General features: G+C 45.8%; 13 protein-coding genes. 3 read left to right on the top strand and 10 right to left on the bottom strand.

Translation table 11 applies throughout. The features are described from left to right. Window positions 1–219: 219 nt before the first annotated feature. A protein-coding gene (locus ACQVGS_RS04800) for an IS3 family transposase (protein WP_188323054.1) occupies window positions 220–1370 on the top strand; the annotation gives its coding sequence in 2 pieces (ribosomal slippage) (window positions 220–493 and window positions 493–1370; 1152 coding nt in all). A 60-nt stretch (window positions 1371–1430) separates the two neighbouring features. Here the strand turns inward: ACQVGS_RS04800 and ACQVGS_RS04795 are convergent. Further along, a complete protein-coding gene (locus ACQVGS_RS04795; protein WP_127696506.1) occupies window positions 1431–2681 on the bottom strand; it encodes a pyridoxal-phosphate-dependent aminotransferase family protein in 1251 nt (416 codons plus the stop codon). A 16-nt stretch (window positions 2682–2697) separates the two neighbouring features. Further along, window positions 2698–3936, bottom strand: coding sequence for an allantoate deiminase (gene allC / locus ACQVGS_RS04790; RefSeq protein ID WP_487446330.1), 1239 nt, complete (start codon window positions 3934–3936; stop codon window positions 2698–2700). A 456-nt stretch (window positions 3937–4392) separates the two neighbouring features. On the opposite strand from allC, the gene ACQVGS_RS04785 reads away from it, so the two are divergent. Then, the gene (locus ACQVGS_RS04785; RefSeq protein ID WP_283912573.1) at window positions 4393–5259 is read left to right on the top strand and encodes an endonuclease I family protein; all 867 of its coding nucleotides are present in this window, start codon (window positions 4393–4395) and stop codon (window positions 5257–5259) included. A 33-nt stretch (window positions 5260–5292) separates the two neighbouring features. On the opposite strand, the gene ACQVGS_RS04780 is transcribed toward ACQVGS_RS04785, so the two are convergent. Continuing rightward, window positions 5293–6396, bottom strand: coding sequence for an ABC transporter ATP-binding protein (locus tag ACQVGS_RS04780; protein WP_106019517.1), 1104 nt, complete (start codon window positions 6394–6396; stop codon window positions 5293–5295). A 183-nt stretch (window positions 6397–6579) separates the two neighbouring features. On the opposite strand from ACQVGS_RS04780, the gene frlR reads away from it, so the two are divergent. After that, window positions 6580–7308, top strand: coding sequence for a transcriptional regulator FrlR (gene frlR, locus ACQVGS_RS04775; RefSeq protein WP_142396180.1), 729 nt, complete (start codon window positions 6580–6582; stop codon window positions 7306–7308). Between the two features lie 24 nt (window positions 7309–7332). Here frlR and ACQVGS_RS04770 read toward each other — a convergent pair whose 3' ends face one another. The 7 genes from ACQVGS_RS04770 to ACQVGS_RS04740 form a co-directional block, all read right to left on the bottom strand. After that, window positions 7333–8187 carry a fructoselysine 6-kinase gene (locus ACQVGS_RS04770; protein WP_491831083.1) on the bottom strand — a complete coding sequence of 285 codons (855 nt, stop codon included), beginning with the start codon at window positions 8185–8187 and terminating at the stop codon, window positions 7333–7335. A gap of 13 nt (window positions 8188–8200) precedes the next feature. After that, complete coding sequence (locus ACQVGS_RS04765; RefSeq protein ID WP_151174497.1) at window positions 8201–9103, bottom strand: carbohydrate ABC transporter permease; 903 nt, start codon at window positions 9101–9103, stop codon at window positions 8201–8203. Window positions 9104–9106: 3 nt separating this feature from the next. Further along, a complete protein-coding gene (locus ACQVGS_RS04760; protein WP_263463688.1) occupies window positions 9107–9985 on the bottom strand; it encodes a carbohydrate ABC transporter permease in 879 nt (292 codons plus the stop codon). Window positions 9986–10042: 57 nt separating this feature from the next. Beyond that, complete coding sequence (locus ACQVGS_RS04755; RefSeq protein ID WP_024122760.1) at window positions 10043–11311, bottom strand: ABC transporter substrate-binding protein; 1269 nt, start codon at window positions 11309–11311, stop codon at window positions 10043–10045. Window positions 11312–11391: 80 nt separating this feature from the next. After that, a complete protein-coding gene (gene frlB / locus ACQVGS_RS04750) occupies window positions 11392–12378 on the bottom strand; it encodes a fructosamine deglycase FrlB (RefSeq protein ID WP_263463687.1) in 987 nt (328 codons plus the stop codon). 215 nt (window positions 12379–12593) lie between these two features. After that, entirely contained in the window at window positions 12594–12968 is a 375-nt protein-coding gene (locus ACQVGS_RS04745; RefSeq protein WP_024122762.1) for a nucleotide excision repair endonuclease, read from the bottom strand. A 102-nt stretch (window positions 12969–13070) separates the two neighbouring features. Then, window positions 13071–14189, bottom strand: a complete 1119-nt coding sequence (locus tag ACQVGS_RS04740; RefSeq protein ID WP_487446331.1) for an NAD(P)/FAD-dependent oxidoreductase — start codon at window positions 14187–14189, stop codon at window positions 13071–13073. Window positions 14190–14207: the final 18 nt, after the last annotated feature.

Raw genomic sequence — 14207 nt, 5'->3', positions numbered from 1 at the left:
AAAAAAGAAAAAGTGACTCATGCTCCGTCAGAAAATGCAACACAGAGAAAACGGATTTGTAAAAAGAGTCAAACGGAGAAAATCAGATTGGAGAATGAGCGAAAATGAAAAAAGCCTGCGGAATGGGACTGACCCCATAAGATGAGACAAATAAAAAACACCTTCAAGTTTGAAAACGGATAGTTGTTATCCGAAATAAGACTTGGAGGTGTTTTTTGTATGGGAACAAGAATGAGTTATCCGATTGAAGTCAAACAGAAGGCTGTAGAAATGAGATTGGCAGGCGTGCCTATGAAAGCGATCATGCAGGAATTGAATATCAAGAATAAGACGCAGGTTCAGACATGGGTTAGATGGCATAAAGCTGGGGATACACATCGATTTGAACAGCCTGTTGGTAAGCAATACACTTACGGAAAAGGTCCGGAGTATTCTTCCGAATTAGAGAAACTGCAGGCAGAGAACCGTTATCTGAGACAACGAAATGAAGTTTTAAAAAAGTACAACGAATTGGAAAGGAAGTTGATAGCCAAACGTCAGTCGAACTTGTAGAAGTATTGCACGGCACAATGACCGTACAGAATATCTGTGTTCATTTAGGTATCTCACGAGCGTCTTATTATCGTTGGAAGAAGAACCTGATGAAAGATCATCCCAAGCGCCATTTGGAAAAACAAATCGGCACGTTGTGCCGAGAGCACAAGTATCGATATGGATATCGAAAAATTACAGCTATATTAAAAAAGGAAATGCGTATTAACCATAAAACGGTTCAGCGTATCATGCAGAAAAATCAGTGGCAGTGCCGGGTTAAGGTGAAAAAGCGCAAGAAGAATGGGCAGCCATATGCCGTGGTTGATAATATATTAGATCGGAACTTTCAGTCCGATCATCCTCTTGAAAAACTAGTAACGGATATCACGTATTTGCCTTATGGACAGAAACAATTGTATCTTTCCAGTATATTGGATGTATACAATGGAGAAGTAATTGCTTTCACGATTGGAGATAAGCAGGACACAGACTTTGTCTTAAACACACTTGATCAGCTGCCAACACTGCCTCAGAACTGCGTGTTACATAGTGACCAAGGATCTGTGTATACATCTTATGAGTATCAGAAAGCTGTTAAAACAAAAGGCATTACCATGAGCATGTCCCGCAAAGGGACGCCCGCTGATAATGCCTCCATCGAATCGTTTCATTCCTCACTAAAGTCTGAAACGTTCTATCTTAACAGCATTGATCGAACCACGACCGCCATCGTAGAACGCACTGTCAAAGAATACATTTATTATTATAACAACATTCGTATTCAAACGAAACTAAACAGCCAATCACCGATAAGCTATCGGCAATTGGCTGTATAAAAGGTGTTTTGATCCCTGTCTCAAAAACGGGGGTCAGTCCCAATTCCGCAAGCTTTTTCTTTAAATCGCTGCCTGGCTCTTAGCATTTTCATATACATCAAGCGCGGCCTGAAGCGCTTTTCCCGCTTCGATCACAGCGCCGTGTCTGAGGAGCACAGCTTCTAATCCGGCAAGGACAAACAGTACGTTTTCTCTTCTGCAGCTGTAGCCCATCGTACCAATTCTCCAAATCTTCCCGGCTAAAGGGCCGAATGAGCTGGCGATTTCGATTCCGAACTGTGCCAAAAGCATATGGCGGACCGACTCTCCGTCCATGCCGTCCGGGATTTGCACACAGGTGACAACAGGCATTTTGCAGCTCTCATCCCCAAACAGCTTCAGCCCCATCGCCTTAATCCCGGCTATTAATGCGGCCTCATGGTATTGATGCCGCTCGAAACGTGCTTCGAGACCTTCATCAAGCACCAGTCTAACGCCCTCACGCAAGGCATAAAGCATCGTCGTCGCTTCTGTATGATGATTGAGCCGCCGTTCGCTCCAATAATCCTCAAGCTGGCTCAAATCAAAATAATTGCTGGTGATCGGACGATTCCCGGTAATCGGCGCCTTGTCTGCCTGAGTCGCAATTCCGCGTTCCACCTTTTTGCGCGCCGCAATGATGTCCGCCACCCGTTCATTATATGTAATCGGCGCCATCCCCGACGGAACAGACAAACACTTTTGCGTGCCGCCGATAGCTGCGTCAATGTTCCATTCATCCACTTTCACCTCGCAGCCCCCAATTGTCGCTACCGCATCGACAATAAACAGTGCATCCCAAGCACGGCACGCTTCTCCAATCGCTTTCAGCGGATGGATTCGGCCAGTTGATGTTTCCCCGTGCACCATCGCCACAATTTTCGGCTTCACTTTTTTCATTTCCCGTATAATAGCGTCAGGGTCAAAAACCGTTCCCCACTCACACTCAATCGTATGAACATTCGCCCCGTACCGCTCAGCGATTTCAGTCAGCAAAAAGCCAAAGCGTCCGTATATCGGAATAAGCACGTCATCTCCCGGTTCAATGACACTCGCTAACACCGCTTCGATTCCCGCCCGGGAGGTGCCGTCAATCGGATACGCCCAGCGATTTTTCGTTTGAAATAATTCTCGGAGCATCTCCATCGTTTCATTCATGATATCGGTAAACGCCGGATCAAATTGGCCGACAACCGGCGTGCTCATCACTCTTAATACACGCGGATCGACCTCTACAGGCCCCGGTGTCATAATCGTTCTTAATGGTGTACATAATTCTTTTCTGCCTGACACAGCCATTCCTCCTTCATCAGTAAGCCAGTTTGTATAATATATTAGTCAATGTGCGGACGCCGATCTCAAGCTGACGTGCAGAAGTAAACTCCTTCGGCGAATGGCTGATGCCGCCTCTGCTCGGCACAAACAGCATACAAGCGGGGCAGCTCCTTCCGATCATTTGCGCATCATGCCCTGCCCCGCTCACCATTTCTTCACAGCTGATACCGTTTTCTGCCGCTGTCTCAAGAGCCTTGGCAGAAAGCGTTTCGTCCATCGGCACAGGCTCTATCCGCATATATTCATCAATCATGGCGTGAATCCCTTTTTTGTTACAAATGCCGTTGATGACAGCAGTCATTTCTTCATGAAAATGCTCCAGAACATGCTGATTTTGATGTCGAATATCGATTGAAAACTGCACCCGGCCAGGTATGACATTGGCCACATTGGGCTGCACCGTCATTTTTCCGCATGTCAGACGAAGCTCATCCGGCTGTTCTTCAGCGCGAAACAGCAGTTCATGAATCACTCGGCTGCTGGCTGCGAGCGGGTCCTTGCGCCACTTCATGGAGGTGGTCCCTGCGTGGTTGCATTCTCCCTCAAGCGTAATCAGATATCTCCTCTGCCCGACTATACTTGTCACCACACCGAGATCTCGTCCTGACATTTCAAGCGTCTGTCCTTGTTCAATGTGAATTTCAATAAAAGCGTTGATATCTGTCCTGTGCGCTGACGGATACACGCCTCTGCCAAAACCGTTGTCATGCATCGCCTCTTGTAATGAAACACCTGATCCGTCTCTCGGTACTTCCGCATGCTTCAATGACAAAGCACCCATCATATTCCCTGATCCCCAGTATGTCATCGGAAAACGGCTGCCCTCTTCCTCACATAAAGACACGGCCTCAAGCGTTTTTTTCGGCGCTCCGTATGTTTCTTTGAGCTGCTTTAAAGCAAGCATTGCCGCAAGCACGCCATATGAGCCGTCATACTTTCCCCCATTGATCACCGTATCGATATGTGAGCCGGCTAAAATCACTTCATCCGGAGACTGGGTGCCCTGAAGCCTTCCAAAGACATTGCCGACGTCGTCAAATCTGGCGTCAAGCCCAAATGCCGACATCTTCTCTTTCACGGCGAGCTGCGCGTCCATCCACTCCTTGGTGTACAAAAGTCTCGTCACTCCGCCATCAGCAGACGCACCGAATTGGGCAAGCCAATCGATGTAATCAGCGATGCCGCTTTCTACTGAAAGCCTCTGCTTTTCCATGTGCTTCCTCCTCTGGCCGTTATGGTGACTTCATTATAGTGGGAGGAAGACGTATAGTTCATCAGCACATAAACCAAAAAAACATTTGTTTTTTGGTCATAATAACCAGCCTGCCATTCCATTTTAGGAATAGCAGCCAGTAAGGAAGAGAGTCAATAGGCAGCGATGGATTAAAAAAACAGCGAGAGGAAAAAGTGGTTCTAAAGATTTATTGTATGAACTAGCGAAAAACACGGGAAGGCAATGCTTTCAGTGAAGCAGCACTCGATCAAGGAACAGAGCTTGCCAAAACTCAGCGGGAGCAATAACGCGGACTAAAGCTCCCGGAACAATAGAGTTCCGCCTCCTCCAAAGTTACTAATTTACAAATTTAATAAAAAATATACGAAATGACACTTCTAACCTTTATCTCAATTTTAGATAATAGACATGATCTGATCTAAAGGAGGGCAAGTGATGACAAAAAAAGCAAGGTTTCTGCCGCTCGTCTGTGTATTACTGATTTCCGGATGGTTTGCGCCCTCTGCTTCAGCAAGCGCGCAAACCGGATTGAACCTGAATGGCCGTGCAGCTACTTCTTCCGCAGCCTCCGGGGATATTCTCTCATTAGTCTCTCCCGCGGCACCATACGACGACACAGACACCTATTATGAAGGTGCTGAAGGAAAAAGCGGAGAGGCGTTAAAAAGCGCGCTGCACCGCATCATTAGCGGACATACGATGCTGTCTTACAGCGAGGTATGGAACGCGCTGAAAGAAACAGATGCAGATCCGGCCAATCCGAATAACGTCATCCTGCTCTATACGAATGAATCCCGTTCGAAAAACCTGAACGGCGGCAATGTCGGGGACTGGAACCGGGAGCATGTCTGGGCGAAATCCCATGGCGATTTTGGTACAAGCAAAGGGCCCGGCACTGATATTCATCACTTGCGTCCAGCAGACGTCCAAGTAAACAGCGCCAGAGGCAACATGGACTTTGACAACGGCGGCAACGAGTATGCGAAAGCACCCGGAAATTATTATGACGGAGATTCTTGGGAGCCCCGCGATGATGTGAAAGGCGATGTCGCCCGCATGCTGTTTTACATGGCTGTCCGTTACGAAGGAGATGACGGCTACCCTGACCTTGAGCTCAATGATAGGACAGGAAACGGCTCTGCTCCTTATCATGGAAAACAATCCGCCTTGCTTGAATGGAATAGGCAGGACCCTGTTGATGCCCGCGAAAGAAAAAGAAATGAAATCATTTATGAAAAATATCAGCACAACCGAAATCCATTTATCGATCACCCTGAATGGGCAGACGACATTTGGCCGTAAGAAAAAGGTGCTCCCCCGAAGGGAGCACCTTTTCTAATACACAGCCTGTTCCGTTTCAGCATCGAAAAAGACGGCGTGATCCATTTTCACCGCCAGCTGAATTGTATCGCCCGCGGAGATTCGATTGCCGCCATCCAGGCGAACCGTGAGCCGCTCGTTCCCGGCGCTGACATGCACAATCAGCTCAGATCCCAAATTTTCATTCACTTCCACCGTCGCTTTAAACACAGAATCAAACAGCCGGTCATTTCCAGTCATTTGTGCGATGTGCTCCGGCCGTACACCGAGTGTCATCGGTTGTCCGGCATAGCCTTTTTCCTTCAGCCGTTTTGCCTTTTCTTCAGGAATATGAAGCCGGATCGAAGGATTTGTAAAAAACAGCTCGCCATGCTGCTCTTCAATCATGCCTTTGAAAAAGTTCATTCCGGGAGAGCCAATAAACCCGGCCACGAACAGGTTTGCCGGATAATGATAGATATCATGAGGCTTGGCCACTTGCTGAATTTTACCTTCATTCATGACGACAATCCGATCGCCCATCGTCATCGCTTCAGTCTGATCATGGGTGACATAGAGAATGGTTGCTTCCAGCCGCTGGTGAAGCTTGCTGATTTCTGTCCGCATCGTCACTCTCAGCTTCGCATCCAGATTAGAAAGCGGTTCATCCATTAAAAAGACCTTTGGTTCCCGCACAATTGATCTGCCAAGCGCCACCCTTTGCCGCTGGCCGCCGGAAAGTGCCTTCGGTTTTCTCTTCAGCAAATGCTCAATCTCCAAAATGTTTGCAGCTGCATGCACCCGCTCGGCAATTTCTTGTTTCGGCATTTTTCTGAGCTTCAGTCCAAATGCCATGTTATCGAAAACAGTCATATGCGGATACAGCGCATAGTTTTGGAACACCATCGCGATATCACGCTCCTTCGGCGGAAGATCATTGACCCGTTCCCCATCGATGAAGAGGCTTCCTTCCGAAATGCTTTCCAGCCCAGCCACCATCCGCAGGGTTGTCGATTTGCCGCAGCCTGACGGCCCCACCAGCACCAAAAGCTCTTTATCTTTTACATCTAAATCAAAGTCCTTCACCGTTAATTGTGAATGATATGATTTTTTGACATGTTCAAATGTTAATGAAGCCATCAGAAAACTCCCTCCGTCTTTTTTTCTCCGTTATTTCGTCACTGGAAACAACTCGGTCTTTCTGTTATTTTTAGAGTAATCGATTCCCATATTTGCTATATTTCTAAAACAAAAAACGCAAATTTGTATTATAACGTCATAATACATTATAATATAAATAATAGCTTAAAAGGAGGCTACCCCTTGTTAAACAACGGAAGTTCAACACCTTTATACATTCAGCTAAAACAAATCATAACAGATGACATTAAAAAGGGCTTGTATTCCCCGGCTGCCAAGCTGCCCACAGAAAACGAGCTTTGCAGCAAGTATAATGTCAGCCGCATTACCGTCAGAAAAGCCATTCTCGATCTGGTCGAAGAAGGCTATCTGATCAGGCAGCAGGGAAAAGGAACGTTCGTTAAAAGCCCTAAATTGAAGAGAGAGCTGATCGCAGTAAACGGCTACTCGGAATTTATGGAATCAACCGGGAAAAAACCGAAGCATCAGGTTCTGTCCCATGAAATCATTCCAGCATCGAAACCGATCGCCGAAAAGCTTCAGATCAATCCCGAGTGCCCTGTCGTTGAATTAAAACGGATTTTATATAACGATGATCAGCCGCTCACCTTTGAGATCACGCATTACCCGCTGGACATGTTTCCTGCCATCAATACGTTTATTGCTGACGGTGTATCTATGCATGATATTTTAAAGCAGCAATACCAAGTTGTTCCCACTCACAATACAAAACTATTAAATGTTGTCTATGCCCAGCAGGAGGAAAGCAAATACTTAGATTGCGATATCGGGGATGCGCTGTTTGAAATCGATAAAACCGCATTTACCTCAAACGATCAGCCGATCTACTGCTCACTGTTTTTGATGCACACAAACCGTGTCACATTTACAATCAACAGTCCCTACACATGACAGGCATAAAAAACGAGACACTGCTTATAGTATTCTCGTTTTTTCACTGCTTCCCCCTTCCTCCAGGCGATAGGGATAGCCATAGCCAAATGCCCCGTACACTCCGCATGTTTTCGCAGCTGTTTCCGCTCCTTGGCGCAAAGCGTTCGTCATATCCTGCTTCTCACAAAACGCAGTCAAAAATCCCGCGATAAATGAATCTCCCGCTCCGAGTGTATCTATTATATCAGCTTCCACAATCGGCTGATGGTAGATTCGGTCCCCCGCAGACAGGATCGCCCCTTGCCCGCCGCGGGTCATGCAAACGATTTTTGCTCCGTACTCATGTGCCTTTTTGGCAAGCTGGCCGCACTCCGTCTCACTCAAATCGCTTCCTGAAAAGAACGCATACGTCACATAAGGACAGACCTTTTTCAAATACTCATCCTCTCGATTTGTTGAAAAATCAAAAGAGACCGGGATCAGCCCGCACAGCTGCGGCAAATCGTTCTCAAGCCTGCTGTACACACTGGTATGCAGCAGATCATGCCCGCTGATAAAAGATAAGTCCTTTTCCTGAAACACAAGACGGAGACGCGACTGAATGCCGCCCTTATTCGATCGGACAAAGATCCGGTCCCCCTGTTCATCAAGGGTAACGATTGCCATTCCGTTTTCCCCATGCGCCTGGCGAATAAAATCAGCGTTGACCTTTTCTAATTTCAGCACATTCAGCAGATGAGCCGCGGCTTCGTCATTGCCGACGATTCCGATATAAGAAGACTCATGCCCGAGCCGTTTTGCAAGCACTGAGACATTTAAGGCATTTCCTCCCGGATAGAATGTTTCTTGATCCTGATAGTAGTCTACAACGTTGTCTCCAACAGCAATTAATTTCATTGTGCTTCCTCCTTTATCCTTTTACGCTTCCGCTTGCAATCCCGCGGACAAAATATTTCTGCATAAATAAAAATAGAATAATAATCGGCGCGGCAGAAATCGTTAATCCCGCCAGCAAGACGCCCCAATCCGTCTGCAGTGCATCTCGGAACTGCATCAGTCCCGCCGGAATGGTCCGCAAATTCTCGTCATCTATGAAAATAATCGCAAACATAAACTCATTCCACGTATGGTAAGCTGTCAGAATACCCGACGTCACTAAAATCGGTACACTCATTGGTAAGAAAATTCTGAAAAATACTCCGAAACTCGTACACCCATCTAAATAAGCCGCCTCTTCCAATTCTTTAGAAATAGAAAGAAAATAAGAGCGGATTAAAATGATGGTGAATGGAATCCGATAAGCCGCATAAGGCAAAATCAAAGCCCAATACGTATTGTAAAGCCCCAGCGACTGAATAATGGAATAAAGCGGCACAAGACTGACCTGAGGCGTCAGCATCAAACCGCCAAGACAAAGCACCAAAAAGAACCCTCTTCCTTTAAACTCGAACCTCGAAAGCGCGTACGCCGCCCATGCGCTGATAAAAACAGTAATCACACATGTCAGCGCCGTCACGATCACACTGTTCATAAAATAAGAAGAAATCCCCTGATTCCAGGCGGACACAAAGTTCTCCGGATGCCACGAAGACGGCAGCGACCAGCTGTTCTCAAAAATATCATCCGAGCTTTTAAAGGCGCTCATGACCATCCATAAAAGCGGATAAGCAATCGCGATTAGATAAAGAAACAGAAAAACCCATACAGACGTTTCTCCGATATACCATTTTCGCCTCGGCTTTCTTTTCACCTCGATGTGCCGGTCAGGCACAGGCTCTAATCTAAACGAATCTGTCTTCTTTTGAGGCAGCATCTGTTAATCCTCCTTTCCGGTTTTAAAGAACTTCATTTGCATGAGCGACAAAGCAAGCGTAATGAGTAACACAACAGTGGCAATCGCTGAAGCATAGCCCATCATATCCTTTGTAAAGGCACTTTTATATAAGAATGTACTTAATACCTCAGAAGCGTTTCCCGGTCCGCCGCCTGTCAAAATGTACGGCTCGTTAAACACTGTAAAAGCGCCTGTCAGCGTCATCACCACCGCAACAAAAGACATCTCTTTCGTCTGGGGAATGGTAATGTGAAAAAACTGCTGAATTTTCCCCGCACCGTCAAGACGCGCCGCTTCATACAGTTCATCCGATATTTTTTGAATCGACACAATATACAGCATCGCAATATAACCGACAGACTGCCACTGCGATACAAAGATGACAGAAAGCATAGCCGTGCTGTCCTCCCCGAGCCATGCCCTCGTCAGCTGATCCAGCCCGATTGCCTGAAGCAGCTGATTCAAAAGCCCCGTCTCAGGGTTGTAAATAAAATCAAATAAAAGCGCGATAACCGTCATTGAGATGACAACCGGCAAAAAGAAAACGGTACGAAAAAAAGGCGACCATTTTCTGACCAGCTTATCCTCAAGCACCGCCGCCAAAATCAAACCGCCAAACACCTGGCATACAATTGAGATCACTGCGTAGAGCACGTTATTCGTGAGGGCTTGATAAAAGACAGGATCACGAAATAATTCAACATAGTTCTTCAATCCGATAAACGTTTTTTCCGGAGAAAAAGAGCTCCATTGAAACAGACTGAGAAAGACATTCTCAAAAATCGGGATATAAACGAAAAGTAGAAAAACAAGAGCCGGCAGTAAAAACAAATAGGGGATTATTCTATTTTGGTTGACCAAGGATAACTCATCTCCTTTATAAAAAGAAAAGGTGCGTCGCTTCACCTTTTCTTTGATTTATTCAGCTGACGCCTTCACTTGCTTGGCTGCTTTTTGGACAGCTTTCATGACCTGCTCCGGTGTCATGTCGCCGCCAAGCATTTGCTGGACGCTTGTTAAGTACACATCTGCGATTTCAACATCAACATCCATATCGAACCACGGAACCATTGATTTGGCATCTACGATATGCTGAACGGCTTCACGCTGAATGGCTGTAGAATTTTCTTCGGTTGCCGTTCCTTGCACCGCACTGTATTTGCCAACGTCTTTAACGAGCTTTTCACCCATTTTTTTCGACGTCAGAAATTGCAAAAATTCCACTGCTTCCTTCGGATGTTTTGTTTTCGAAGAAATCATAAATCCTTCAGGCGCCCCCGTTAACGCTTCTGAAGATCCTTTTTGCCCGCTGATTTCAGGGAATGAGAACATCCCTAGATTCACTGGCTCAACCAGTTTGATTTCAGCCGTTTCCGCATATATCATCGCCGACTTTCCGCTCTTAAATTGCTGTCTCACATATTCATGGTCGACGGAATTTACATGTTTATTGAAGTACGGCATCAGTTCCTGCAGCTTTTCAAGTGCTTTCACATAGCCTTCATCGGTAAATTCACCCGTTTTGGCGTTATAATCCTTTTCTCTTGTTTTTTCATCGACCATCCGCTGATTCAGCGTGCCGATATAATGTGAGATTGTCCAAGGTGCTTTTGTTCCGAAACTGATCGGCGTATAGCCATTTTCTTTCAGCTTCTTGGAGACATCGATGAGCTCATCCCAAGTCGCCGGGGGCTCTAAATTGAGCTTTTTAAAAATATCTTTATTATAGAAAAATGATTTAGCGTCCATTTGCCACGGCACGCCATATTGTTTGTTTTCATACGTAAATGGTGTAACTTGCGATTGAACGAGCTGCGATGACCAATCTGTATCATCTTTGTAGTAGGACGAGAGATCAAGTGCTTTATTTCCTCTGATAAATTTAAAAGCAAACTCGTCACTCCATGAGAAGTAAATATCAGGAGGGCTGCTGGTTCCCAGCATAACTTTAATTTTATCTTTATAGGAGTCATTCAAAACCGCTTCAGTTTGAATGTCGATATCCGGATGCTCTTTTTCAAATTCCTTTACAACCTCTTCAAAATACCTTTTTTCCGGCTCCTTCGGCCATCTGTGGAAAAATTTCAATGTCACCTTTCCATCCGCTGAACTGCTCTGGCTCGAACAGCCCGCAATGGTGAGCATACTGACAGCTGCAATGATCAAAAATAAAAACATTTTCTTCAAAGGGTTGGCCTCCTCTGGACATTAGACTATAATGTTATATAACATTATAGTCTAATGCATAATGGTTCCTCTTTTTCAGATCAATACTCAACTTTCCACATGTATCTTCTATGAGATAAAGGATGATTTCTTGCTTCTGCCAAAGCGTCCGCATAGCTTCTCAGCACACGGTTAAGAACAAGCGGAGCAAGGTAGCCTTTTACTGAATCGTCAATTGCAGTGAAGTCGTAAGATGCGGCATCGAGCACAGTCAGCTTTTTGCCATATTTTTTCGAGAAGGTAAGCGCCCGCTCTTCAAGAGGCCTTGTTTCATCTAAACCGAGCAGGATGATAAACGGCACGGATTCATCAATAATTTCAAACGGTCCGTGAAAATATTCTCCGGCATGAATGGCGTGGGAATGAATCCATTGCATTTCCATGAGAATGCAGATGCTGTAGGAGTAAGCGACACCGTAGTTTGCACCGCTTGCCATAGTATAAATGATGCTTTCTTTTTCATGTGCTTTTGCAAATTGCTGTGCGTTGTCTGCTTCTTGCTTAAGGGCTTCATCATACACAGCCTGCAATTGATCTAAACCTTCTATTGCTTGTTCAAATGTCGTATTGTTTTCTAATACCTGCAAAGCGCCGAAAACGATTTGATATAGAACGCCATAGTTCGTATTGATCGCCTGCGCCTCATCACCCCAGTCATATTGGGCGACATATTGCGCTTCCTGTGCTAAAGGAGACTCCGGCTTATACGTCATTGCAATCGTAAGCGCGCCTTTGCTTCTCGCAAATGCAGCGGCTTTTACCGTTTCCGGGGTATTTCCCGAATGCGAGCACAAAATGACAAGAGACTTTTCACCAAGCTGAACAGGGTTTCGCTGAATAAATTCATTAGAGCTGTAAAGGTCAGAGCTGATTGATTTTGACTCCCTGTCAAACACATATTTACTCGGATACATAATGGCCGAAGACCCTCCGCATGCGACAAAGAATACATGGTCGATGGTTTTTCCTTTCAAATCCTGCAAGAAAGCTTGAACCTCACGATTAACTTTTGCTGTGACCTGACTCAAATCCTTCACTCCTCGTTTTTATTATATAACGTTATATAACATTATATATTGTTATATTAAAGTCCGCAGCTTGGATTGTCAATATCATTTTCTGAAATTTCTCAACAATTTAATCGGATGATAGACAAAGGATCTGCGTGTAGAAAAATGCCAAATCAAAAAGCCAGAACTTAACACAAGCTCTGGCTTCACTGCTCAATCCGCAGACTGACTTCTTATTTAAAAAATACCTTGTCTATATTATACTTCGAGTGCTGTGTATTGATGATATAGGTTTCGTAAATTTCTCTTTCCATTGGATCTTCAACTACACATACTTCAATTTTATAAACTTCGTCTCTGTGATTTTTGATCGGTGAGACAGTGTCTTCAAAATGCTTTTTAATTCTCTGTCTTAACTTTCTGGCTTTACCGACAAACAGCAGCTCATCGTGAATGTTGTAAAACATGAAGATGCCGCCTTTATCCCTGGGTATCTGGTGAAAGTCAATGAACCCGTGAATCGCCTTTATTTTCGGTTCGTTATGATTGGCTGACTGCTGCCGTTCGGTGATCGTCACATTCGGTGCTGGTATATCAATTTTTATCAAAATCAGTTCACGTCCTCTTTTTCATTAAAGATAAATGCTAACACAGACAGGAAAGAAAAGCTAGAACAGCTTTATTATATTTGTTTGTCATGCCTTTCATTATTATGCAAGCGCTCCGGCAAGATCATAAGGGCTAAGGTCTATTTCTGTCGGCTGTCCGAGAACTAGCTTTGAGAGCTCTGAACCGAGAAACGGTCCCATCGTTAGTCCCGACGCGCCTAAACCGTTAGCGGCGTAAAGTCCTTGAACATTCGGCACGGCACCCACCACTGGCAGAAACCCCGGTGTAAACGGTCTGAAGCCCACTCTTGTTTCAATGACTGTGCTGTCAGCAAGCCCCGGCGCTGCGGCAAGTGCTTTGCTCAAGACTTCATGCTGTCCCCCTGCTGTCACACGCAGGTCTTTAAGATCGGCCTCATTTTCATGGGTGGCGCCTGCTACAATTCTGCCGTCATCAAAGGACAGAATATACTGGTCATTCGGCGGCATCACCACCGGCCACGATCCGGTATCTGCGCCAGAGATTTCAAAATGCATAATCTGCGCCTTCTGAAAGGACACTTGAAAATGAATGCCCAGAGGCTTCATCAATTCATTGGCCCATGCCCCTCCAGTCACGATCACATTATCAGCCTCAAACTGCTGCTTGTCTGTTTGGACACCGGTGACTCTTCCGTTCCCAAAAAGCAAGGACGCGTTTCCTTTTACAATGACTGCACCATGTTTCTCGGCAGCGTTTAAAAGCGACCGGCATAGCGCCCTCCCGTTCACACGAGCGGCGCCGCTGATATGAACCGATTCATAGCCATCAGCTAAAATGGGAAACAGCTTTTTCGTTTCACTTGCGGACAAACGAGTGATGTCACCGATTTCCGGCGCATCCTCGCGTCTCTTATACGCCCGCTCCTCCATCTTATCGAGCTTCACTGCATCAGTGTGAATGCTGATCGCACCGACACGCTTGTATCCGGTGTCTGTTTCTCCGTCCTCTTCCAGTTGCTTGATTAAACCATTATAATATCGCGCTCCGCCCTTAGCGAGCTGATACCAATCCTGATTGCGGCGCTGCGACAGCCAAGGACAGACGATTCCCGCCGCCGCGTCAGTCGCTTGTCCCGGTTCATTCCGGTCAATCACCGTAACCCGGGCTCCTGATTTTGCGAGATGATAAGCCGTCGACGCACCTAGTATGCCTGCGCCGACGATGATGTAAGACTTCATATGCAAACACCTTTTCTT

It is taken from the genome of Bacillus sp. SD127, from assembly GCF_058566445.1.
The sequence above is the reverse complement of the archived record's forward strand: the minus strand, read 5'-3'. Positions and strand labels throughout refer to the sequence as shown.